The sequence below is a fragment of the Arthrobacter sp. K5 genome, assembly GCF_040448525.1.
Classification (GTDB): Bacteria; Actinomycetota; Actinomycetes; order Actinomycetales; family Micrococcaceae; genus Arthrobacter; species Arthrobacter globiformis.
The window spans coordinates 58,950-80,804 of the sequence record NZ_CP159279.1 but is presented as its reverse complement, the minus strand read 5'-3'; the positions used below and the strand labels follow the sequence as shown (position 1 = coordinate 80,804).

18 protein-coding genes and 1 pseudogene are annotated in these 21,855 nt (G+C 66.9%); 6 read left to right on the top strand and 13 right to left on the bottom strand.

Features of this window, described 5'->3' with window-relative positions; genetic code table 11:
* Positions 1–195: 195 nt before the first annotated feature.
* Positions 196–1,536, bottom strand: coding sequence for a cation:dicarboxylase symporter family transporter (locus ABRP34_RS00350; RefSeq protein ID WP_353711837.1), 1,341 nt, complete (start codon positions 1,534–1,536; stop codon positions 196–198).
* Positions 1,537–1,675: 139 nt separating this feature from the next.
* Here ABRP34_RS00350 and ABRP34_RS00345 point away from each other — a divergent pair, with 139 nt between their 5' ends.
* The gene (locus ABRP34_RS00345) at positions 1,676–3,412 is read left to right on the top strand and encodes a sensor histidine kinase (RefSeq protein ID WP_353711836.1); all 1,737 of its coding nucleotides are present in this window, start codon (positions 1,676–1,678) and stop codon (positions 3,410–3,412) included.
* Positions 3,409–4,122 (top strand): response regulator, encoded by a 714-nt coding sequence (locus tag ABRP34_RS00340; protein WP_003801835.1) that lies wholly within the window; start codon positions 3,409–3,411, stop codon positions 4,120–4,122. Before ABRP34_RS00345 ends, ABRP34_RS00340 begins: the two co-directional genes overlap by 4 nt.
* A gap of 80 nt (positions 4,123–4,202) precedes the next feature.
* Here ABRP34_RS00340 and ABRP34_RS00335 read toward each other — a convergent pair.
* Positions 4,203–5,940 (bottom strand): annotated as a pseudogene (locus ABRP34_RS00335) (DUF222 domain-containing protein).
* Between the two features lie 393 nt (positions 5,941–6,333).
* Here ABRP34_RS00335 and ABRP34_RS00330 point away from each other — a divergent pair.
* From ABRP34_RS00330 to ABRP34_RS00315, 4 genes are all read left to right on the top strand, one after another.
* Positions 6,334–6,990, top strand: coding sequence for a GntR family transcriptional regulator (locus ABRP34_RS00330; RefSeq protein ID WP_003801839.1), 657 nt, complete (start codon positions 6,334–6,336; stop codon positions 6,988–6,990).
* Positions 6,983–8,503: an MmgE/PrpD family protein gene (locus tag ABRP34_RS00325; protein WP_353711835.1), complete on the top strand. Its 1,521-nt coding sequence runs from the start codon at positions 6,983–6,985 to the stop codon at positions 8,501–8,503. The genes ABRP34_RS00330 and ABRP34_RS00325 overlap by 8 nt, the downstream gene beginning before the upstream one ends.
* On the top strand, positions 8,504–9,409 hold the full coding sequence (prpB, locus tag ABRP34_RS00320) for a methylisocitrate lyase (protein WP_353711834.1): 906 nt from the start codon (positions 8,504–8,506) through the stop codon (positions 9,407–9,409). It abuts the gene before it with no gap.
* A 70-nt stretch (positions 9,410–9,479) separates the two neighbouring features.
* Positions 9,480–10,619 carry a bifunctional 2-methylcitrate synthase/citrate synthase gene (locus tag ABRP34_RS00315; RefSeq protein ID WP_353711833.1) on the top strand — a complete coding sequence of 380 codons (1,140 nt, stop codon included), beginning with the start codon at positions 9,480–9,482 and terminating at the stop codon, positions 10,617–10,619.
* A gap of 87 nt (positions 10,620–10,706) precedes the next feature.
* On the opposite strand, the gene ABRP34_RS00310 is transcribed toward ABRP34_RS00315, so the two are convergent.
* From ABRP34_RS00310 to ABRP34_RS00260, 11 genes are all read right to left on the bottom strand, one after another.
* Positions 10,707–12,230 (bottom strand): hypothetical protein, encoded by a 1,524-nt coding sequence (locus tag ABRP34_RS00310; protein ID WP_353711832.1) that lies wholly within the window; start codon positions 12,228–12,230, stop codon positions 10,707–10,709.
* Between the two features lies 1 nt (position 12,231).
* Positions 12,232–12,756, bottom strand: coding sequence for a sigma-70 family RNA polymerase sigma factor (locus ABRP34_RS00305; RefSeq protein ID WP_353711831.1), 525 nt, complete (start codon positions 12,754–12,756; stop codon positions 12,232–12,234).
* Positions 12,757–12,831: 75 nt separating this feature from the next.
* On the bottom strand, positions 12,832–13,323 hold the full coding sequence (locus ABRP34_RS00300) for an 8-oxo-dGTP diphosphatase (RefSeq protein WP_353711830.1): 492 nt from the start codon (positions 13,321–13,323) through the stop codon (positions 12,832–12,834).
* Positions 13,324–13,377: 54 nt separating this feature from the next.
* Positions 13,378–14,271, bottom strand: coding sequence for a site-specific tyrosine recombinase XerD (xerD, locus tag ABRP34_RS00295; protein ID WP_245531512.1), 894 nt, complete (start codon positions 14,269–14,271; stop codon positions 13,378–13,380).
* Positions 14,272–14,405: 134 nt separating this feature from the next.
* Positions 14,406–15,068: an NUDIX hydrolase gene (locus ABRP34_RS00290; protein WP_003801855.1), complete on the bottom strand. Its 663-nt coding sequence runs from the start codon at positions 15,066–15,068 to the stop codon at positions 14,406–14,408.
* 32 nt (positions 15,069–15,100) lie between these two features.
* Positions 15,101–16,858: a CTP synthase gene (locus tag ABRP34_RS00285; RefSeq protein WP_003801857.1), complete on the bottom strand. Its 1,758-nt coding sequence runs from the start codon at positions 16,856–16,858 to the stop codon at positions 15,101–15,103.
* Between the two features lie 90 nt (positions 16,859–16,948).
* Complete coding sequence (recN, locus tag ABRP34_RS00280; protein ID WP_353711829.1) at positions 16,949–18,688, bottom strand: DNA repair protein RecN; 1,740 nt, start codon at positions 18,686–18,688, stop codon at positions 16,949–16,951.
* Positions 18,689–18,691: 3 nt separating this feature from the next.
* The gene (locus ABRP34_RS00275) at positions 18,692–19,717 is read right to left on the bottom strand and encodes an NAD kinase (protein ID WP_003801861.1); all 1,026 of its coding nucleotides are present in this window, start codon (positions 19,715–19,717) and stop codon (positions 18,692–18,694) included.
* Positions 19,718–19,730: 13 nt separating this feature from the next.
* Positions 19,731–20,543, bottom strand: coding sequence for a TlyA family RNA methyltransferase (locus tag ABRP34_RS00270; RefSeq protein ID WP_353711812.1), 813 nt, complete (start codon positions 20,541–20,543; stop codon positions 19,731–19,733).
* A 2-nt stretch (positions 20,544–20,545) separates the two neighbouring features.
* On the bottom strand, positions 20,546–20,848 hold the full coding sequence (locus ABRP34_RS00265) for a hypothetical protein (protein WP_353711811.1): 303 nt from the start codon (positions 20,846–20,848) through the stop codon (positions 20,546–20,548).
* Positions 20,849–20,857: 9 nt separating this feature from the next.
* Positions 20,858–21,850 (bottom strand): HAD-IIA family hydrolase, encoded by a 993-nt coding sequence (locus tag ABRP34_RS00260; RefSeq protein WP_353711828.1) that lies wholly within the window; start codon positions 21,848–21,850, stop codon positions 20,858–20,860.
* Positions 21,851–21,855: the final 5 nt, after the last annotated feature.

Sequence of the window (21,855 nt, the reverse complement as noted above, 5' to 3'; positions counted from 1 at the left end):
CCCCTGCTACTTCCACCCCAAGGTTACAGCGCCCGACACGGCATTCCATGGACCTTGACTTTTGGCGGCGTTTGAGCCTTTACCTTGTACCTGAAGTCGAAGGTTGCTGGCCGGCAGCAAAGAAACCGCCCGCACAGGCTTGGCCTGTGCGGGCGGTTTCGCTGTGGCTGTATGCCGGCGCCTTGTGCCTTGGCCTTATGCCTTGGCCGGTACGGCCTGCTCGGGCGTTTCCGCCACACCGTGGTGGTGCGCCACCATCGTCTGCTCGTCGAACGGATCCTGGCCGGACAGCACCAGGTTCACCTGCTCGCCGTCGACCTCCTTGACCCAGGTGCCGATCAGCAGGGTGGCGACGGCGTTGCCGGTGAAGTTGGTCAGCGCACGCGCCTCGGACATGAAGCGGTCGATTCCCACGATCATGCCGACGCCGCCCAGAAGTTCAGGCTTGTGTGCCTGCAGGCCGGCAGCAAGCGTGGCCAGTCCGGCACCGGTGACGCCGGCTGCGCCCTTGGACGCGATGATCATGAAGATCAGCAGGGAGATCTGGGCGCCGAGATCCAGCGGCGTTCCCATGGCGTTGGCCACGAAGAGCGAAGCCATGGTCAGGTAGATGGCCGTGCCGTCCAGGTTGAAGGAGTAGCCGGTCGGCACCGTCACGCCGACCACCGGCTTGGAGACGCCCAGGTGCTCCATCTTGGCGATGAGGCGCGGCAGGGCGGCCTCAGAGGACGACGTCGAGAAGATCAGCAGGTACTCGCGGGCCAGGTACTTCATCAGCTTGAAGATGTTCACACCGGTGACAACCTGCAGCAGGCCGCCGAGGATGACGACGATGAACACGGCACAGGTGATGTAGAACGCGATCATCAGGGTGAACATGCTCACGATGGCCTGGAAGCCGGTGGCGCCGACCACTGCGGCGATGGCACCGAAGGCACCCACGGGGGCAAGCCACATGATCATGATCAGGATGCGGAAGACCAGGGCCTGGCCATGCCCGATGGCCCTCAGGATCGGCGCGCCCTGCGGGCCCATCCGCTGCAGCGCGAAGCCGACGAGGATGGCAGCGAGCAGGGTGGGAAGCACCGGAATGTCGCCGGGAATGATGCCCAGCAGGAAGTCAACCGTACTGTCCGTGGCCGCCTTCTTGTTGGGGTCGTACGGCGCGAGCTGCAGCCCTTCACCCGGGTGGATGAGGTTGCCGACAACGAGGCCGATCGCCAGGGCGAAAGTGGACATGACGACGAAGTAGCCCAGGGCCAGTCCGCCGACCTTGCCGACGGTGGCCGCCTTGGCGATGGAGCCGATACCCAACACGATGGTGCAGAAGATGACCGGGGCGATCATCATCTTGATCAGCTTGATGAAGCCGTCACCGAGGGGCTTGAGTGATTTTCCGACCTCGGGGAACAGCAGTCCCACCAGAGCGCCGAGAATGACAGCGGCGATAACCGCGATGTACAGGTAGTGGGACTTGTCGAGTCCCTTGCGCTCGGCCTTGGCCGGCACTGCCGACTCTCCTCGTTGAGAAGCCATCTTTCTCTCCTTATGGATAATCTGGAAGACGCTTCGGCACAATCTCTGGGCTCCGCGCGTCGGTCCTTTGTGATTTCCATCATTCGCCACGGAGTGACTTGGCTCACCGTTGCGTTCATATTGGTCATGGGAGGTGTTGATGATCCACCGCTGGAGCATTGCGAGGCGGCTGTTCGTGGCGAACCTGCTGTTCATGCTGGCCCTGACGGCCATCGTCGGGACGGCCGTCTTCGTTGACGCCCGGGACCATGCCTACGAGGAAGCCGGCCGCCGGATGGGGGCTTTGGCGACGTCCATCGCCGATAACCCGCTTGTTCTGCAGGCCGCCGCTACCGGGAACCCGACGGCGCAGCTCCAGCCCTACGCGCTGAGGGTCATGGCCGACTCCGGGGCCGACTTCATCACCATCATGGCGCCGGACCGGACGCGGTGGACGCACCCTTTGGACGAGGAGCTGGGCCGCCCGTACATCGGTTCGATCCAGGAGGCCCTCGAGGGCCGCGTGTTCACCGAGATCACCGCCGGAACGCTCGGGCCGTCGGTGCGGACGATCGCTCCGGTGAAGGACGCCCGCGGTGGGGTCCGCGCGCTTGTGGCGGCCGGCGTGACCGTTAACACGGTGGACGTGGCTGTGTCCGGCAGGCTGCCGGCGCTGCTGGCGGTGTCCGGGTTCCTGCTGGCAGGCGGATCGCTCGCGTCCTGGTTTCTTGGCCGCTACCTGCGGCGCGTGACCAGGGGGTGGGGACCCGAGCAGCTGGCCCAGCTCTTCGCCTACTACGAATCCGTGCTCCACTCAGTCCGGGAAGGTGTTGTCCTGATCGATCCGGCCGGAAGGGTGGTGATCTACAACGACCAGGCGGCCGAACTGCTGGGCCTGGAACCGCGGGAAGCCGAGGACGACCACGCGGCCACACCGCAGCTCGCCGACCTGCCCCTGGCGCCCAGCCTGAAGGAGCTTTTTGAATCGGGTCGCACGGCCCACGACGAAATCCACCTCACCCATGACGGCGTCCTGGTGGTAAACCAGCGCCCTGCAGTGGGGCCGGGATCCTCCGCCGAACGCCGGCGCGGCCCCGTGTTCGGAACCGTTGCCACCATCCGCGACCGCACGGAGATCGAATCCCTGGGCACCGAGCTGGAGAGCATGCGGACACTTTCCGATGCCCTCCGCGCCCAGACCCACGAGCATGCAAACCGGCTTCACACGATGGTCTCCCTGCTGGAGCTGGGCAGGACGGACGAGGCCCTGGACTTTGCCACGAAGGACCTGGAGCTGAGCCAGCAACTGGCGGACGACGTGATCGGTTCGGTCCAGGAGCCGGTGCTGAGCGCCCTCGTCATGGGCAAGGCGGCCGAGGCCCACGAGCGCGGCGTGGAGTTCGTGGTCGAGGCGTCCGGGCCGGCCCTCAGCGGAGAGCTGGCCGTCCAGGACCTCGTCACGGTGGTCGGCAATCTGCTGGATAATGCCATCGACGCCGCCGCCGACGCCCCCGCACCCAGACGGGTGGAGCTGCTGGTGGACACGTCCCGCGGCGACCTGGAGATAGCGGTGCAGGACTCCGGCAAAGGCATTGACCCATCAGCTGTGGACGACGTGTTCCGCTACGGTTTCAGCACCAAGACCGCCGGGCCGTTCGGGCGGGGCCTTGGCCTTGCGCTGGTCAAACAGGCCGTCCAGCGTCTGGCCGGTACCATGACCATAAGCAACTCCATCACTGGCGGGGCGCGCTTCCACATCGCGCTCCCGGCCAGCGCCGCTACCGGCACATTGCCCCCAGACACCTTTCCGCCCGGCTCGTTGCCGTCAGGCACATTACCGCCAAGCACATTGCCGTCAGGCACGCCTACATCGAGCCTCCCGGAGGAGCACACGTGACAGACATCCGAGTCCTCGTCGTCGAGGACGAGCCCGTCGCGGCTGCGGCACATGCCGCCTACGTGGGCCGGGTGGACGGCTTCACGCTGGCAGGAACGGCTCCGGATGGCCAGTCGGCGCTCCGGATGCTCACTGAGTTTTCCGCCGCCAGCAGCCCGGTGGAGCTGGTTCTGCTGGACATGAACCTGCCGGACCTGCATGGTCTCGATATCGCCCGGCGGATGCGCTCCGCCGGGCACTTCGCCGACATCATTGCCATCACAGCTGTCCGGGAACTGGCGATTGTGCGCAGCGCCGTCTCCATCGGCGTCGTGCAGTACCTCATCAAACCGTTCACCTACGCGACGTTCGCGGACAAGCTGGAGAGCTACCGGCAGTTCCGTGAACAGCTGGCGGGGCCGGAGGCGGGGTCGGCGAAGGCGGCGGCGTCGCAGAGCGATGTGGACCAGGCCTTCGCCAGCCTGCGTGCGCCGTCCGAGCTTCCGCTGCCGAAGGGTCTGGCCCCTTCAACGCTCGACGCCGTCCGCGACTTTATCAAGGAACAGCCCGGTGCCGTCTCCGCCACCGAAGTCATGACTGCCCTGGGCATGTCGAGGGTGACCGCGCGGCGGTATCTCGAGTACCTGGCCGACGCCGGGACGGTGTCCCGGACGGCGCGGTACGGGGCTCCAGGCCGTCCCGAGAATGAATACCGCTGGTCCCGCGCCTGACTTACTGGGAACCCTGTAAATGGGCACCCTGCAATCCTGCCCGCCCTTGATCATCCAGACCCCTTGGGCGGGACGCGCCTTCAGGCATGCCGCTGAGCAGGAACTGCCATGGGAGACGCCTTAAGCGGCCGCGGGTGAGGACCAGTGGGCCAGGGATCCTCAGGCTGTGGTGGTCGGAGTCTGTCGAGGACCCCCGGGCCCTCGACATCGTCAACGTCGCCGAACACGTCGATGTCATCAGGCTCGCCTGGCTCATCCGGCGGTTCGGGCCAGTGGGGCGGCTCCTGCCATCCTCGGTTGCGCAGCGATTCGGGCCAGGTTGGTGGTTCCCAGTCCTGCTGTTCGCTGCGGTAGGACCGGCCTGACGGGGAGACCCAGCCCGGCGGCGCGTCCCGCGTAGCTCCGACAGGCTTCCAGGTTGTTTGGTGTTTGAGTCTGTGGTGCTTGGGGCAGGGTTGGCCGAGGTTGCTGATGCCTGTGGTTCCGCCGTCGGCCCAGGCGAGGATGTGGTCGGCGTCGTTGTCGAGGGAGTGGTTGTTGCAGGCCGGGAAGGTGCACCGCGCGTCGCGAAGCCGCAGCCATTGGCGCATTGGCGTGGTGAGCCGGTAGCTGGTGCGTCCGATCTCCAGCGGAGCCCCGTCCCGCGGGTCCGTGAGCACTCTCAGGAATGACGCCGCGCCGTCGGCGACGAGCCGGCGGGCCATAGACGGTGGGATCGGCCCGTACCCGTCCAGCACCGCCGGTTCCTCCGTCTGTCCCAGCAGTGAGAACACCGGAACGGTGACCAGGACCTGCGCCCGTGGAGACGGCACACCGCCGACCGGCGCATCACCGACTGGCGCTGAAGCTGCCGGCACCAAACCTGCCGGCGCAGTGCCTGCGGGCACGGCTTTCGGGGGCGGGCCGTCAACCGCGGCGTTAACTGGGCGTCCTGCGGTGAGCAGCCACGCGGCGGCCACGTCCGCGCGCAGTTGGGTCAGGGTCCGGGAATCGGTCGGGCCCTGCAGGGCGCGGGCGGCGGCGGTGGCGCGATCCCAGATCCCGGCAGCCTGATCCGCGGGCAGATACGCCGAGAGCCAGGCCATGCCGTCCCGATCCGGCACATACTCCAGCCGGCGGTCCGTCGCACTGTTTGGTGTAGCGGGCCTCGATGCTCACCGGGTGGTGCCGTTCCCGCCAGGCACGTGCCTTGGCCCGGAACCTGGACGCTGTCAGCTCCTCGGCCGGGCAAGCCCGCGCCGCGTTGGGAGCGTCCGGGTCCGGGAAATGCGCCTCAAACGCCGCTGCAGCGGCCCGGTCCAGCCCGTCCGTTTCATCGCACATTACCCGGGCATGCTGCCAGGACAGGGTCCCCGCCCCGAGTGCGGCCAGCGTCAAGGGCAGGTCCCTGCTCAGCGTGGCGGAGTCAGCCAGGAACCGCGCCGCCGACCCTTCACTCACGGTCAGCGCACAGGCCACCTGCGCCGTCACAGACATCTGCGTGGCGGCCTGTTCCGGTGCGGACGCGTCAGGCGGCGCCACGGCCGCGACAGTACCGGCGAAGCCGGCCGCGGCGTGCGCTTTCAGCGCGGCCACCCGGGCCTCCAACCTTGTTGCCTCGGCCAGTACGTGCAGCCATGCATCCGCCTGATCCTGCAAAGGATCCGCGCCCAACCCCGCACGAGAACCGGTAAGTGAACCAGCACCGGCCTGTGGATCAGCGCCAGCCAAACCCCCAGAACTTGCCCCGGTCCCGGCGACCCGACGGACAACAACAGCCAACCCAGCGACGTCGGACTCAATGCCCTCCATCGTCTCCACAGCAGCCTTGCCATCCATACGCACAGCATGTCAGGGGGCACTGACATTAATGCCTACCCAACGAGACACACGCCATGGGAGGCAGGACGTTCAAAGCCCGCCCGCGCTGGCTAGCGGCCGAAACAGCGCCGCCCAAGGCAAACCTGCGCCTCAGTGTCTCGTCCTGGTTGCAGCGAGTGCCACCGGTGCCCTTCCATGCCGTTTTGTCCTACCCCGGCGCCACTCGTCATGCCGCCACGAGACAAGGACCGTGACGACAGATCCATGCTGCAGCGTGCCTCACCATCCAAGCAAGCCAGTGTCAGCTGTATACAAAGGCGGCGGTCAGATCCATGTTCCATGCAAAGATGCTAGGCAAAATCCACTTGGATGTATACACTCAGGGATCAACAGCTGATGAAGGGAGGCGGCATGCGCGCGAGTGACAGGGCCTACGCGGCACTGCGCGATGACATCATCGAATGGCGCCTCCTCCCCGGCACGGTACTCGCCGAAGTGGAGCAGTCCGCCAGGCTGGGAATCTCCCGGACGCCGCTCCGCGAGGCACTGAGCCGGCTCACGGCGGAGGGGCTGACGACGGCGGGAGGCCGCGGCGTCGTCGTCACCGACATCTCGCTGGACGACATCGACGAACTGTTTGAGCTGCGCGAAACCCTTGAAGGGAAAGCTGCAGCCCTGGCGGCGCTGCGCGGCGATGCCGCCGTCTTCCGCGCCCTGCAGGAAGAGCTGCTGGGCGCGCCCGCCCTGCTCAACTCCCCGGACCCGAACCGGCACGACTACTACGAGCTCGTTGGCCGCCTGGATACTGCCATCGATGCTGCCATTTCCAACTCGTACCTGGCCCAGGCCATGCGAAGCCTGCGCGTCCACCTGGTCCGTGTCCGCAGGCTGGCCGCTGACGACCAGGCCCGGCTCACGGCGGCCGCGGCAGAGCATGCTGCAATCGCCGAGGCGATAGCGGCCGGCAACCCCCGGCTGGCCGAGGCAGCCACCACCGTCCACCTGCACCGCAGTCTTTCCCACGTCAAAGCCGTCCACGCATCCGCCCAGAAGGAGCCCCATGGTTAAGGAACACCACGTCCGCGTATACAAGAGCGAGGAAAACCTCCCGCGCGAACAACAGCTCGCCCACAAGATTGCCGTGGTGGCAGCCGATCCGGTGGCCGTTTCCGACGACGTCACGGACATGGTCATCAACAGGATCATCGATAACGCCTCGGTGGCCGTCGCCTCGCTGAACCGCGCCCCCATCGTCGCGGCCCGGGCGCAGGCCCTCACCCACGGCCCGTCCAGCGGCGGCAAGGGGGCCAAGGTCTTCGGCATCGGTGAGCGGGTTTCCCCCGAGTGGGCTGCCTGGGCCAACGGCGTGGCCGTCCGCGAACTGGATTACCACGACACGTTCCTCGCCGCGGACTACTCGCACCCGGGCGACAACATCCCGCCGATCCTGGCCGTCGCCCAGCACGTGGGCTCCAGCGGCCAGGACCTGATCCGCGGCATCGCCACCGGGTATGAGATTCAGGTGAACCTGGTGAAGGCGATCTGCCTGCACAAGCACAAGATCGACCACGTCGCCCACCTCGGCCCCTCCGCGGCCGCCGGCATTGGTACCCTCCTTGGCCTCGACGTCGAAACGATCTTCCAGTCCGTCGGCCAGGCCCTGCACACCACCACCGCCACCCGCCAGTCCCGCAAGGGCGAGATCTCCACGTGGAAGGCGCACGCCCCGGCCTTCGCCGGCAAGATGGCGATCGAGGCGGTGGACAGGTCCATGCGCGGACAGACCTCCCCGGTTCCCATATATGAGGGCGAGGACGGCGTCATCGCCTGGATGCTGGACGGCCCGGACGCCTCCTACGAGGTTCCGCTCCCCACACCGGGTGAGGCCAAGCGCGCCATCCTGGACACCTACACCAAGGAACACTCCGCCGAATACCAGGCCCAGGCCTGGATCGACCTCGCCCGCAAACTGAACCGGGAACACCCCGAAGCCACCGATCCGGCGAACGTAAAGTCCGTCCTGATCAAGACGAGCCACCACACCCACTACGTGATCGGCTCCGGCGCCAACGACCCCCAGAAGTACAGCCCCACCGCGAGCCGGGAAACCCTGGACCACTCCATTCCGTACATCTTCACCGTGGCGCTGCAGGACGGGGCCTGGCACCATGTGGACTCCTACTCCCCCGAACGCGCCGCCCGTCCGGACACGGTGGAGCTGTGGCAGAAGGTGTCCACCGTGGAGGACCCGGAGTGGACCCGCCGCTACCACTCCCTGGACATCTCCGAGAAGGCCTTCGGCGGCTCCGTGGAGATCACCCTCACCGACGGCACCGTCATCCGGGACCAGATCGCCGTGGCCGACGCCCACCCGTTGGGCGCCCGCCCGTTCACCCGCGAGCAGTACGTCAACAAGTTCCGCACGCTGGCTTCCGGGCTGGTGACGGAGGATGAAATCGAAAGGTTCCTCTCCGCCGTCGAACGCCTCCCGGAACTTGCAGCGGGCGAGCTGGACCAGCTCAATATCGCGGCGGCCCCCGGCGTCATCGATTTCAGCGCCGCGCCCAAGGGGCTGTTTTAGATGCTCTACGCCAAAACGACGCCAGAGCAGAAACGCCTGAAGCTCCGAGAACTGCTGGCCTCCGGGACCATCCAGCAGTTTCCCGGGGCGTTCAACCCGCTCTCCGCCCGGCTGATCGAGGAGAAGGGCTTCGCCGGGGTCTACATCTCCGGGGCTGTCCTGGCCAATGACCTTGGCCTGCCGGACATCGGCCTCACCACGCTCACCGAAGTCGCAACCAGGGCAGGGCAGATCGCCCGGATGACCGACCTGCCCTGCATCGTGGACGCGGACACCGGCTTCGGCGAACCCATGAACGTGGCCCGCAGCGTCCAGGAACTGGAAAACGCCGGGCTCGCCGGCTGCCACATCGAGGACCAGTTCAACCCCAAGCGCTGCGGCCACCTGGACGGCAAAAACGTCGTTGACCTGGACACCGCCACCAAGCGCATCCGGGCCGCGGCGGACGCGCGGCGGGACCCGAACTTCCTGATCATGGCCCGCACCGACATCCGCGCAGTGGAAGGGCTGGACGCGGCGAAGGACCGGGCAAAGGCCCTGGTCGAGGCCGGCGCCGACGCCATCTTCCCCGAGGCCATGAAAGATCTGGAGGAATTCCAGGCCATCCGGGACGCCGTGAACGTGCCGATCCTGGCCAACATGACCGAGTTCGGCAAGAGCGACCTCTTCACCGTGGACCAGCTGCAGGCCGTTGGCGTAAACATGGTGATTTATCCGGTGACCCTGCTCCGTAGTGCCATGGGGGCCGCTGAGCGTACGCTGGACTCAATTAAGGCCGACGGAACGCAGGAGGCACAGGTAGGGAGCATGCTGACGCGCGCGCGGCTGTACGACCTGGTGGATTATGAGGCCTACAACCGCTTTGATACCGGCGTCTTCAACTTCCGGATCCCCGGAACCGACTGACGCCAATCCCCCCGCAGGACCACCGGCCGGTCCGGCCGGTATTCGGACGCAAGGAACGAAGGAGTTCAGCATGGCTGAAGAAGAGATCAAGAAAGGCCTCGACGGCGTGGTGGTGGACTACACCGCGGTCTCAAAGGTCAATCCCGACACGAACTCACTGCTGTACCGCGGTTATCCCGTCCAGGAGCTCGCCGCCACGCGCAGCTTCGAAGAGGTCGCTTACCTCCTATGGAACGGCGAGCTGCCGTCCTCCGGCGAGCTGGCTGATTTTACGGCCCGCGAGCGCGCCGGACGGCCGCTGGATCCCGTGGTCAAACAGGTGATTGATGCCCTCCCGACGACTGCGCACCCCATGGACGTCTGCCGCACCGCAGCGTCGGTGATGGGCGCGCGCCACGAACTCGCGGAGGATTCCTCCCGTGAGGCCAACATGGCCAAGGCCCTGGACCTGTTTGCCGCAATGCCGGCCGTGGTGGCCTACGACCAGCGGCGCCGGCGCGGGCAGGACCCCGTGGAGCCCAGGGATGACCTCGGCTACTCGGCCAACTTCCTGTGGATGACGTTCGGCGAGGAGGCCGTTGCCGAGGTGGTGGAGGCCTTCAACGTCTCCATGATTCTCTACGCGGAGCACTCCTTCAACGCCTCCACCTTCGCCGGGCGCGTCATTATGTCCACGCTGTCGGACCTCCATTCGGCGGTGACCGGCGCCATCGGTGCACTCAAAGGGCCGCTGCACGGCGGAGCCAACGAAGCCGTCATGCACACCTTCGACGAGATCGGAATTCGGCCCGAGGAGTCGCTCGAGGAAGCCGCCGACCGCGCCAAGGCATGGATGGAGAACGCCCTGGCCCAGAAGAAGAAGGTCATGGGCTTCGGCCACCGGGTCTACAAGCACGGTGACTCCCGCGTGCCCACCATGAAGGCAGCCCTCGACAAGATGATCGCCCACTACGGCCGGCCCGAACTGCTGGGCCTGTACAACGGTCTCGAATCGGCCATGGACGAGGCCAAGGGCATCAAGCCAAACCTCGACTACCCTGCCGGCCCCACGTACCACCTCATGGGCTTCGACACGAACATGTTCACGCCGCTGTTCGTCGCCAGCCGGATCACTGGCTGGACAGCCCACTTCATGGAGCAACTGAACGCGAACTCACTCATCCGCCCGCTGAGTGCTTACAACGGTCCGGACGAACGGCACGTGCCGTAATCGGTCGCCTGCAACGTACGACGCCGGGCCGGTCACCTCTCTGGGGTGGCCGGCCCGGCGTCGTTTATATGAGCGTCCTTTGCAGAGTCAGGAGCTGATCTGCAGGCTTTGGATCATGCCCTTCAGCTTCTTATACTCGGGAGTCTCCAGATAGGCCCTGGCCTCGGCCATGCCGGCGAACGTCGGCTCGGTGGCACTGCTTCCGGCACCAGCGCCCGTGAAGGACAGGATTCCTCGGGGAGTGCCAGTAACCACCGCAATAATCTGGCAAGTGTCCTGCACAGGGCTGCTGTCCTTGTCTACCAGCCCCACCTGGTAGGTGACTCCTTGGCCTGCAGGGGTACGGTCCAGGACGCGGTAGGAGAAACGGACTCCCCGCTGGACAGCCCAGTCTGCCGTGATGGACGACAAACCTGTATCCAATTCGGTCATGGTGTACTTCTCGTTCGGGCACGCACCCCCGAGGCCACCGGCGGCGGCGTGCTGGAAATTCGCCACGGTCTTGCCCGCTTCGTCGGACACCGTGATTCCCGAGCCCGGGTAGTCCGGCGTTCCAACCGGGACGTCCTTCGCGGTCCAGCCCTGCGGGAGAACGAAGCTGGCTTTCCCGTCCTCGCTGACGAAGCGCGGGCTGGTGGCCGTTTTGGCCGGCTTTAGTGCCAGGGAGATCAGCATGCGCTTGATGTCCCGGTATTCTTGCGTCGCCATGTAGGCTTTGGCCTCGACAACCGAGTCGAACGTGAGCGGAGCGCCCTGACCGTCGGACGTGAGCCAGACAGTATCGCCAAAATGCGCGAACGGGACATTGTCCGGGCCCAGGATGCCGTTGTATAAACCACACGTCGTGGGCTGCGGAGCTAAATCTCCGTCAGCCAGGGCGAGGGAACCATAGACCTTGTCTCCCTGGATCACACGGAAGACAAAAGCGGAGGGACCCTGAGGGTGTTCCTTGAGCTTGGCGGCTTTCTGCGGAATGTCGACAACCACGGAGTCGAGGGTCTGGTACGGCTTCGGGGCCGGGCACACCGGGCCACCCGTGACGTCGTAGACCAAGCCCAGGGTGGACACGGTCTTTCCGGCGGCAGTCTTCACTTCGACAATGTTGTAGGAACCGCCGTCGATGGTTTGCGGCATCTGGGACACAGTCCACCCCACCGGGTGTTCAAAGGTGGCCTGGCCGGTGGCGTCCGTGAAGGTGGTCCAGGTAACGGGCGCCGGTGTCGGCGCAGCAGTCGCAGTAGCAGCTGGTGCGACCGTCCGTGCCGCCGTCGGCTTTAGTGTTGCCGTCGGCTTCGCTGATGCTGCCGCCGTCGTTTCCGACGAGGTTGGTGCGACGGGGCCGGCAGGAGCCGGGGCGGATATCAGGGCGCCAAAGTTCGTTGCCACCAGCACACCGGCGGTCACCGTCGCCGCAGCCAAGGTCAGCACACCGGCAACGCGCGCCTGCCGCCGTTTCCGGTCCCGGAACCGCAGAACGTTGGCCGGCAGGCTGTCCGTGAACATCGGGGCCCCGGAGGTTACCCGCCGAAGGGCCGCATCGGCGTCGGGCATCTCGGCAGGATCGTTGCGGAGCGGGTCTGACCCGGAAATCAGGCTTTTGATCGGATCCATCTCATGCACCCATCTTCTGTGTGACGGAGTTCTGTTTGCTCGCTCCCGGGGTCACCGGCATTTGCTTGCGGAACGCGGCCCGGGCACGGTGCAGGCGGACCTTGGCAGCAGCTTCGCTGCACTGCAGAACTCCGGCGATCTCCGCCACGCTCAGCTCGTCCCAGTAGGCCAATTGCAGGATGTCGCGCTCACTGTCGCGCAGCGCGGCCATGGCATCGTGAACTAGCAGGTCCTCGGACTCCGCACCGGAGCGGAGCTCGGCGGACGCCCGGAGTTTTGCCTGCAGGGCCACGAACCGGTCTCGGCTCCGGTAGGCGTTGCCGATCAGGTTCCGTGCGACTGTCAGCAGCCACGCGATGTCCGCGTGCGGCTGGTCGTGCCATTTTTGCCAGACCACGCGGAACACGTCCGCTGCGAGCTCTTCGGCGAGCTCGGGCGATTCCACCCGCCGGCGCACGTATCTGTAAACCCGCGGATAGCTGTCCCTGTGAACGGCGATGAACGCCAGTTCGCGTTCCGAATCCACGTCTCCCCCAAACGTAAGAAGTAGTGTCCCTGACCAGGCAGGCTAAACGTTTAGTTTCCGGCAGGGAACGGGCGGTTACACGGCACGGAAGGAATATTCGGCGGCCGCCACGGTCTCGTTGTCCTCATTCAGGGTGATGACGGCATCGACGACGTTCCCGGCCAGCGCCAGCGGCAGCCAGTGCTCCGCATCCTGCCACATGCGCTCCAGTGGAAGGGCGGAAATGAGGAACCACTCCGGGATGATCTCAGGGCTCTCGACAGGTTCACCGGCCCACCGGCGGGACGTGAACAGGCGGGTGGACATGTTCCAGTCAGGGCTTGCGGGAAAGACGAACTCCACTTTTCCCGCGTCGAACAGGTCTTGCTCAAGGACGACGACGCCGGCCTCCTCCAGTACCTCCCGGCATGCCGCCTGGGCGTCGGTTTCGCCGGCCTCCACGTGCCCGCCCAGTCCGACGATCTTGCCCGTTCCGAAGCCTGTCCTCTTCAGGCCCAGGAGCACCTCAGGCCCTGACTCCGGGCGCTCCCGTAGCAGGAAGCAGAGGGTGACAGGCACGGAAGTCATGCAGACCAGCCTAGCGCTGCCTGCGCTTTCCGCATGTCTGTCCCTCGGCCGGGATTATCCCAGTGCCCGGGGATGCGCAGCAGCGTAGACTTCCCGCAGCGTGTCGGCGGTGACGAGTGTGTACACCTGCGTGGTGGTCACCGAGGCATGCCCGAGCAGTTCCTGGACCACGCGGACATCCGCTCCGCCTTCGAGCAGGTGGGTGGCGAAAGAGTGCCGGAGCGTGTGCGGGGAGACATCCTTGGTGATGTTCGCCTTGTCCGCCGCCGCCTTCAGGATGGTCCAGGCGCTCTGCCGGCTGATGCGCCCGCCCCTGGCGTTGAGGAACAGCGCAGGGGTGCCCTTGCCCTTCCCCGCGAGCAGGGGGCGGCCCCGCACCAGGTACGCATCGAGGGCCCGGGCCGCGAAGGAGCCAAGCGGCACGAGGCGTTCCTTGGAGCCCTTTCCAAACAGCCGAACGATGGCGGGGCCGGATTCGGCCGCCTGCACCGAGAGATCGTCGACGTCCAGGCCTACGGCTTCACTGATCCGGGCACCGGTGGAGTACAGGAATTCGAGCAGCGCCCGGTCCCGGAGGCCCGTCGCGGTGTCAGTACCGGCGGCTTCCAGGATTCTGGTGACTTCCTCAACTGTGATGGCCTTGGGCAGCCGTTTGCCGGGCATTGGCGGGTGGACATCGCTGGCGGGGTCCGCCGTCGTCGTCCCTTCCAGCGCCCAAAAGCGGTGCAGCCCCCGTACGGCCACCACGGTCCGCGCCGCGGACCGCACCCCCAGCGGGGTGCCGCCGTCGGCGCCGTCGGAGAGCGCTTGGGCAAAACCCGTCACGTGGTGGCGGGTGATGTCAGCCGGGCTGCTGAGGCCCTGCCCGGCCAGGTAGGCAGAATAGCGGGCGAGGTCGCGGCGGTACGCGGAGAGTGTGTTTGCTGCGAGGCCCCGTTCGACGCCCATGTGCTGGAGGTAGTCGGTCACGCCGCGGTCAATCGCGGTGCGGGGCCGTTCCGGCGGCGCCGTTTTCGCGCCATCTGCCAGGTGGGGTGCCGCCGTGTCCGGAGATTCCTCCGGTGCCGCCGTGTCCGCGGACATCAGCGCTGGCTGGGGTGCGCCGGCCAGGGGGCGTCGCCCGGCCGCAGTCCCCTGAAGCCGTCCGCTTTCGCGGCTGCAGCAGCAAGAATTCCGACGACGGCGGACGGGTTGTGCAGGTGGCCCTCCAGCACCGCCGCAACGGCATCCTCCAGCGGGATCCAATGCAGTTCGATTTCCGCTTCTTCGTCCGTGCGGACGTGCAATTCGTGGTGCGGGACCTCGGTGAGGCCGCGGGCCAGGTAGATGCGGATCGCCTCGCTGGAGGATCCGGGTGAATTGAAGAAGTCCACCAGGACGTTCCAGTCGCTGGCGATCAGGTCCGCTTCCTCGGCGAGCTCCCGCCCGGCGCCCACCACGAAGTCCTCACCCTCGACGTCGAGCAGACCCGCGGGAATCTCCCACAGGTCCATGCCCACCGGGTGGCGGTACTGCTTGATCAGCAGCACCTCGCCGTCGTCGTTCATGGGGAGCACAGCGACGGCACCCGGGTGCTCGATGTAGTCCCGGACAATGGGGTCGCCCTCGGAGGTGAGCTTGAAGCTGTCGCTGACAACGTCCCAGATCCGGCCGTTGTAAACCCGCTCCCGGGAGAGCAGACGGCGCGGGCTCGGCGCATCCGAAACCTGCCGGCCAGCAGGGGTGTTTTCAGACTTACCGGGCATCGCGCCGTCCTTACTCTATGGGTGCTGTGAAATTACTCTGCGGTGGCTTCGCCGGAGCCGGCAGCGGCGGGCTCGAAACCGGTTCCGTCGCCGCCCCTCTGATGGTCCAGGGCGGCTTTCACCAGGCCGGCAAAGAGCGGGTGCGGCCGGGTGGGCCGTGAGCTCAGTTCCGGGTGCGCCTGAGTGGCCACGTAATACGGGTGGACCTCACGGGGCAGCTCCACGTATTCCACCAGCTTGCCGTCCGGCGACGTGCCGGAGAACACCAGGCCCTCGGCAGCAATCTGCTCGCGGTACTTGTTGTTCACCTCGTACCGGTGGCGGTGGCGTTCGCTGACGGTGGTCTTGCCGTAGGTCTCGGCGATGACCGAGCCCTCGTCCAGCTTGGCCTCGTACAGGCCAAGGCGCATGGTGCCGCCGAGGTCGCCGCGGCCCTCGACGAATTCGAGCTGCTCCTCCATCGTGGCGATGACCGGGTACTTGGAGTCCGGCTCGAACTCACTGGAGGACGCACCCTCCAGGCCGACGACGTTGCGGGCGTACTCGATGACCATGCACTGCAGTCCCAGGCACAGGCCCAGTACGGGCAGCCGCGATTCGCGCGCAAACTTCAGGGCGCCCAGCTTGCCTTCCAGGCCGCGGATGCCGAAGCCACCCGGAACGCAGATGGCGTCCACGCCCTCCAGGGACCGCACTGCGCCCTCGTGGGTTTCGCATTCGTCGGACGGCACCCAGCGGATCTTGACCTTGGCGTCGTTGGCGAAGCCGCCGGCGCGCAGGGCCTCGGTGACGGAGAGGTAGGCGTCCGGCAGGTCGATGTACTTGCCCACCAGGGCAACCTCAACCTCATGCTTGGGGTTGTGGACAGCTTCGAGGAGCTTGTCCCAGCTGGTCCAGTCCACATCCTTGAACGGCAGGTCCAGCGCCCGGACGATGTACGAATCCAGGCCCTGGGTGTGCAGGGTCTTGGGGATGTCGTAGATGCTCGGAGCGTCGGCGGCGTTGACCACGGCGTCGATGTCGACGTCGCACATGCGGCCGATCTTCTCACGCATGGCGTCGGGGACTTCGCGGTCCGAACGGATCACGATGGCCTCCGGCTGGATGCCGATGGAGCGGAGAGCGGCCACGGAGTGCTGCGTGGGCTTGGTCTTCAGTTCCTGCGAAGGACCGATGTACGGGACCAGCGAAACGTGGAGGAAGAAGACGTTGGTCCGGCCGATGTCCTGGCGGACCTGGCGGGCGGACTCGAGGAAGGGCTGCGACTCGATGTCGCCGACGGTGCCGCCGATCTCCGTGATGATGACGTCCGGCGCGTTCTTGCCCTCGGAGGGAAGCCGCATCCGGCGCTTGATCTCATCGGTGATGTGCGGGATGACCTGGACGGTGTCACCGAGGTATTCGCCGCGGCGTTCCTTGGCGATGACCGTGGAGTAAACCTGGCCGGTGGTCACGTTGGCCGAACCTTCGAGGTTTTCGTCGAGGAAGCGCTCGTAGTGTCCGATGTCGAGGTCGGTTTCAGCACCGTCGTCTGTGACGAAGACCTCGCCGTGCTGGAAGGGGTTCATCGTGCCCGGATCCACGTTCAGATAGGGATCGAGCTTCTGCATAGTTACTGACAAGCCGCGTGCCCGCAGCAGGTGGCCGAGGCTGGAGGCCGTCAGTCCCTTGCCTAGCGAGGACGCCACACCGCCGGTGACGAAGATGTGTTTGGTCGTCTTGGACGAGCCCGGGAACCGGGAATTTACACGGGAATTTGATCGCTGCACCACGGAATTCGAGCCTATCATCAATTGAGCCTTCCACGGATCGGGTATGCGTCCCCAAAGGCTTCAGTTTTCCCTGTCCGTGCGCTCCCGGCAAGGGCTGCCATCAGCGGATCAGGCTTGCTGTGGCAGGAGCTTGGCGTCGTCCAGAAGCTCCTGGGCGTGCGCCTGGGCGGTTTCGGAGTCCTCCTGCCCTGCCAGCATCCGGGCAAGTTCCCTGACGCGTTCGGCCTCGTCCAGGAGTTGGACGTCGCTGGAGGTGAAGCCCTTGGCGGTGGAGCCGTCGGCGCCGCGCACCGAGGTCTTGGTCACACGGATGTGCTGGTCGGCAAACGCTGCCACCTGCGGCAGGTGCGTAACCACCAGGACCTGGACGTGGCGGGCCAGCATGGCCAGCCGCCGGCCGATCTCTACTGCGGCGCGGCCGCCCACGCCGGCGTCCACCTCGTCGAAGACAAACGTGGGCACGGGGTCCACGGCCGCCAGCACCACCTCGATGGCCAGCATGACCCTGGAGAGCTCACCACCGGACGCGCCCTTGCCCAGCGGCCGGGCGGGGGCGCCCGAGTGCGGCTGGAGCAGGAAGGAGATCTCGTCCGCGCCGTGGGGTCCCAGCTGGGTTGCGGCGTCGATGGTGATCACCAGCGTGGCGTCGGCCATGGCGAGAGCCTTCAGCTCCGCGCTGACCCGGGCGGAGAGGTCCTTCGCGGCCTTGGCGCGGACCTTGCTGATGGCCGCGGCCTGCTTCTTCAGCTCCGTGCCGGCCCTGGCCACCTCGGCTTCCAGGTTTTCGATCCGGGTGGAGTCGCCCTGCAGTTCGTCGAAGCGCGCGCGGGAGTTCTCGGCCCACTCGAGGACCTCGTCGATGCTCGGCGCGTACTTCCGGACCAGCTTGGCCAGGGACGCCCGGCGTTCTTCGATTTCGGCCAGGCGCTCCGGCCCCTCCGAGTCCAGCCCGGCCTGGTAGCTGGCCAGCTCGGTGGCGATGTCGTTGAGCAGGAACCCGACTTCGGCGAGGCGGGCGGCTGCTGAGCCGAGTTCCTCGTCGTGCTCGGCCACGTGTTCCAGGGTCCGCTTGGCCGCATCAACGAGCGACGTGGCGTCGCCGGCCTCGCCGAAGTCCTCGGCGATGAGGGCCTGGTGGGCGGTGGTGGCCGCGATCCGGAGTTCCTCGACATTGGCCAGCTTCACGGCCTCGGCTTTCAGGGCCTCGTCCTCCCCCGGCTGCGGGTCCACGGCGTCGATCTCCGCCAGCGCGGCTTCCAGGGACTCGGCCTCGCGGAGCCGCTCCCGCTCCGCGCTTCGGAGTGTGTCCAACTCGGCCTGGCTGGACTTCCAGGAGCTGTAGAGGTCCTGGAATCCGCCGAGCATCGAGGCCAGCCCGTCCCCCGCGAACTTGTCGAGGGCCTCGCGCTGTGCGGCTGCTCCCTTAAGCCGGATCTGGTCCGTCTGCCCGTGCACGACCACGAGCGACTCGCCGATTTCGGCCAACACTCCCACCGGGGCGGCCCGGCCGCCGAGGAAGGCCCGGCTGCGTCCGTCGGCACCCAGGCGCCGTGACAGCAGCAGTTCAGCGCCGCCGTCGAACTCCTCGATCTCAGCACCGGCATCCCTGGCGCGTTCCAGGGCGAAGTGGCCGGACCGCAACTGCACCACCGCTTCGGCAGAGGCGCTCTTGGCGCCGCTGCGCACGGCGCCGGCGTCCGACCGGGCTCCCAGCAGCAGCCCGACGGCGGTGACCACCATGGTCTTGCCTGCACCGGTCTCGCCCGTCACCACGCTGAGCCCAGGGCCCAGCGGCAGCGTGGCGTCGGTGATGACGCCGAGATCGCGGATTCTCAGTTCTTCAAGCATGGTTCACTTTTCAGTCGGAGGATCGGATTCTGAACCGGGTTCGTACGGCCGGAGGCCCGAGGGCGGCGCCATGGTCCGGGGTGTGCGCACGATCGGCACGGGACCGGTATGGACCTGCTCGGACTGGGGCACGGGGCCGCGCCAGCCATGGATGGGAAGTTCGAACTTGCGGACCAGCCGCGCAGAAAACGGTGTCTGGTGCGTGCGGGCGAGGCGAACGGGGGTGGTGGACCTGGTGACCTCCACGCGGGCGCCGGGAGGCAGGTCCACGGAGCGCCTGCCATCACACCACAGCACGCCCAGGGCGTCCGTGCGGTTGAGCACTTCGACGGCCAGCCGGGACCGGGGCGAAACCACCAGCGGCTTGGCGAAGAGGGCGTGCGCGCTGATGGGAACAATAAGAAGTGCTTCCACCTCGGGCCATACGACGGGGCCGCCGGCCGAGAACGCGTAGGCGGTGGATCCGGTGGGCGTGGCCAGCACCACGCCGTCGCAGCCGAAGGAGGTCAGCGGGCGCTCGTCCACCTCGGTGACCAGTTCGAGCATGCGCTCCCGGTCACCTTTTTCGATGGCGGCCTCGTTCAGGGCCCAGGTGTGCCAGATCTTTTGGCCGCGGACCCAGACCTGGACATCGATGGTCATGCGCTCCTCCACCGTGTATTCACGGCTGGCGATCCATTCGACTGTCTGGGCGAGGTCCGCACGCTCGCTCTCGGCGAGGAAGCCGACATGGCCGAGGTTCACGCCCAGCAGCGGCACGTCCACTTCGCGGACCAGTTCTGCCGCCCGCAGGATGGTCCCGTCCCCGCCCAGCACCATGACCAGTTCGACGTCGGGAAGCTGGATATGGTCATGGAGGATTTCGACCGGCTGGTCCATGGCGCCGAAGAAGCCCTCCATGTCGCCCAGTTCGGACTTCTGCATGACGGGGATGATGCCGGAGGCGTGGAGCTGGGCGCAGGCCTCCCAGGCCGCCTTTAGGGATTCCTCGCGGCCGGTATGGGCAAGTACCAGTACACGCCTGCTCATCGGGTTCCGCTCTCTAGTGGTTCGGCCAGATCTTTCCCAACAACGCAGCCACGGCTGCGTCCCGCTCTTCGATCTTAGGCAAGTCTTCGGACATTCTTTGCGTTATCCACAGGAAGTATTCGACATTTCCGTCCTGGCCAGGCAACGGGCTGGTGACCAGCCCCCGCAGTTCCAGGCCGGCGTCGAGCGCCGCCCCCGCCACTTTACCGACAGCCAGGCGCCGTTCGCGCTCCGAGGTGACGACTCCCGTGCGGGCGAGCCGCTCCTTGCCGATCTCGAACTGCGGCTTGACCATGAGGACCAAGTCCCCGCCCGGGGCAGTGCAGGCCGCCAGCGGGGCCAGCACCAGCGTCAGGGAGATGAAGGACAGGTCGGCAACCGTGAGCTCGGCCCGGCCGCCGATCTGGCCGGGATCCATGTAGCGGACGTTCAGCCCTTCATGCACGCTCACGCGCGGATCGCTGCGGAGCTGCGGCACCAGCTGGCCGTGCCCGACGTCGACCGCCACCACGTGCGCGGCTCCCCGCCGCAGCAGGACGTCGGTGAAGCCGCCCGTGGAGGCTCCGGCGTCAAGGCACCGTTTGCCGCCGACGGCGACCTCGGGGAAGGCGTCCAGCGCGCCGGCCAGTTTGTGGCCGGCCCTGCTGACGTAGGCGTCCGTCGCGTCTTCCGCGACGCTCAGTTCACGGTCGTCGCCCATCTGCAGCGACGCTTTGGCGAGGACGTCACCTTCGGAGGACACCTTGCCTTCGGCGATGAGCCGGGCGGCGTGCGTGCGGGACCGCGCCAGGCCCCTGCTGACGAGCAGTTGGTCAAGTCTGGTCATGGTCAGGCGGCACCCGGACCCTGCTGCGGTTCTTCACGCGGCGCCTCGTTCTGCGGCTCCTCGTTCAGGGCTTCCAGCAGGGCGTCGTGCATGGCTGCATAGGCGGCGGGGTGCTCCGACACCGGGAGCCCGGGGACCTCGCGAACCCGGTCCAGGGTGGCCAGCACCGCCGGGTCAGCGACGCCGGCTTCAGAGGCGCTGCCGGGCATGGGCAGCTCCGGCCAGACGGCGCCTGGCATTTCGGCACCTGGCATTTCGGGGTCCGGAGCCGCGCCGTCCGACGCGTCGTTGTTCAACTCGGGCATGGCACCAGTCTATTGATCCAGCCACTCGAGTTCGGGAGCCGTGGGGACGTCGGCGTCGGGCCGGGCCGCCCACCATGCGGCACATGCCGCCCGCCACGAATCGAGGTCATCCCTGCGCCCGGCGATGCGGATGGCATCTCCGGCAACGGTGGCGGTGGCGTTCCCGCAACGGAAGGTCCCGCCGTCGTTATCAATGTCCGGATATGCCTCGTAGAGGCCGGCCAGGTCCCGGATGATGTAGCGGGGCCGCTCCTCGGTCCGGGCCGCCAGCATGGTTTCCAGGGTGTCGATGCCGGTCAGCACGGCCACCGTGGCGAAGCCGGCCCGGTTGCCGCCCAGGATGTCGGTGTCCAGCCGGTCGCCGACCACCAGCGGCCGGTCGGACGACAGGCGCTTGGCCGCGGCATGGAACAGCGGGGCCTCCGGTTTGCCGGCGACGAGGGGCTGCCGGCCGGTTGCGGCCGCCACCACCGCCACGAGTGACCCGTTGCCCGGCGCGGTTCCCCGCGTCTGCGGGAGGGTCATGTCAGTGTTCGTCGCAACCCACAGCACCTCGCCGTCCGCCAGGACGAAGGACGCTTCGGCGAGATCCTTCCAGCCGATTGCGGGGTTGAAGCCCTGCACGACTGCCACCGGATTCTCCTCGGCGCTGTGCACCGGCTTCAGGCCAACAAGCTCAACCTCGTGGGCCAGCGCCGGGCTGCCGGTAATCAGCACGGCGGAGCCCGGGGACAGCAGGGACGCCAATAGGTCAGCCCCGGCTTGGGAGGAGCTCACCACCTGGTGGTCCTCTGCGGGGGCGCCGAGCTCACGCAGGTGGGCCGCGACCTGGGCCGGGGTACGGGAGGCGTTGTTGGTGACGTAACCGAGGCCGACGCCGATCCCGTCCAGCCGCTGCAGGGCTTCCACAGCGCCGGGGATCGCGTGGGGTCCTCTGTAGACCACTCCGTCCAGATCAGCCAGCAGTGCGTCGAACCGCGAAATCAGTTGTGCATCACTCATGTTCG

Coding starts and splice junctions, on each gene's coding strand:
- ABRP34_RS00285 (WP_003801857.1), bottom strand. CDS start 16,858: ATGATAGGCTCGAATTCCGTGGTGCAGCGATCAAATTCCCGTGTAAAT.
- ABRP34_RS00330 (WP_003801839.1), top strand. CDS start 6,334: ATGCGCGCGAGTGACAGGGCCTACGCGGCACTGCGCGATGACATCATC.
- recN (WP_353711829.1), bottom strand. CDS start 18,688: ATGCTTGAAGAACTGAGAATCCGCGATCTCGGCGTCATCACCGACGCC.
- ABRP34_RS00260 (WP_353711828.1), bottom strand. CDS start 21,850: ATGAGTGATGCACAACTGATTTCGCGGTTCGACGCACTGCTGGCTGAT.
- prpB (WP_353711834.1), top strand. CDS start 8,504: ATGCTCTACGCCAAAACGACGCCAGAGCAGAAACGCCTGAAGCTCCGA.
- ABRP34_RS00310 (WP_353711832.1), bottom strand. CDS start 12,230: ATGGATCCGATCAAAAGCCTGATTTCCGGGTCAGACCCGCTCCGCAAC.
- ABRP34_RS00345 (WP_353711836.1), top strand. CDS start 1,676: ATGATCCACCGCTGGAGCATTGCGAGGCGGCTGTTCGTGGCGAACCTG.
- ABRP34_RS00275 (WP_003801861.1), bottom strand. CDS start 19,717: ATGAGCAGGCGTGTACTGGTACTTGCCCATACCGGCCGCGAGGAATCC.
- ABRP34_RS00350 (WP_353711837.1), bottom strand. CDS start 1,536: ATGGCTTCTCAACGAGGAGAGTCGGCAGTGCCGGCCAAGGCCGAGCGC.
- ABRP34_RS00270 (WP_353711812.1), bottom strand. CDS start 20,543: ATGACCAGACTTGACCAACTGCTCGTCAGCAGGGGCCTGGCGCGGTCC.
- ABRP34_RS00265 (WP_353711811.1), bottom strand. CDS start 20,848: ATGCCCGAGTTGAACAACGACGCGTCGGACGGCGCGGCTCCGGACCCC.
- ABRP34_RS00315 (WP_353711833.1), top strand. CDS start 9,480: ATGGCTGAAGAAGAGATCAAGAAAGGCCTCGACGGCGTGGTGGTGGAC.
- ABRP34_RS00300 (WP_353711830.1), bottom strand. CDS start 13,323: ATGACTTCCGTGCCTGTCACCCTCTGCTTCCTGCTACGGGAGCGCCCG.
- ABRP34_RS00290 (WP_003801855.1), bottom strand. CDS start 15,068: ATGCCCGGTAAGTCTGAAAACACCCCTGCTGGCCGGCAGGTTTCGGAT.
- ABRP34_RS00325 (WP_353711835.1), top strand. CDS start 6,983: ATGGTTAAGGAACACCACGTCCGCGTATACAAGAGCGAGGAAAACCTC.
- xerD (WP_245531512.1), bottom strand. CDS start 14,271: ATGGGCGTCGAACGGGGCCTCGCAGCAAACACACTCTCCGCGTACCGC.